At 65.7% G+C, this 568-nt stretch carries 1 protein-coding gene; it reads left to right on the top strand.

The features are described 5' to 3' along the window. Window positions 1-568, top strand: a 568-nt coding sequence (locus tag C1876_RS17450; protein WP_483400326.1) for a Rossmann-fold NAD(P)-binding domain-containing protein, incomplete at both ends; no start/stop codon positions are given.

The following is a 568-nucleotide window of genomic DNA, read 5'->3' on the forward strand; positions in this document are numbered from 1 at the left end:
AGAACCTGCCCGAGGGCAAGAAGATCGAGGACTGCAAGCTCGCCTTCGTCGGCGACGCCACGCAGGTGTGCGTCTCCCTCATGTTCATCGCCTCGAAGATGGGCATGGACTTCGTGCACTACGGCCCCAAGGGCCACCAGGTGACCGACGGCGGCCTCGTCGTCGACAAGACCGTCGACATCATGGCGATCGCCGAGGAGAACTGCAGGGTGTCCGGCGGCACGGTCGCGGTCTCCGACGACGTCGAGTCCATCAAGGGCGCCGACTTCGTCTACACCGACGTGTGGTACGGCCTCTACGACGAGGAGGAGGGCGGCGCGAGCTACATGGACGTCTTCTACCCGAAGTACCAGGTGGACATGGAGATGATGGACTTCGCCGGCCCGGGCTCCAAGTTCATGCACTGCCTGCCGGCCACCCGCGGCGAGGAAGTGGTCGACGAGGTCATGGACCATCCCGAGCGGAGCCTCTGCTGGGTGGAGGCCGAGAACCGCAAGCACTCCATCCGCGCGATCCTGGCCTACCTCTGCCCCAAGACGAAGGAGGACGCCGCCGTGGCCGACGAGGC

The sequence above is a fragment of the Eggerthella sinensis genome (assembly GCF_003339815.1).
Lineage (GTDB): Bacteria > Actinomycetota > Coriobacteriia > Coriobacteriales > Eggerthellaceae > Eggerthella > Eggerthella sinensis.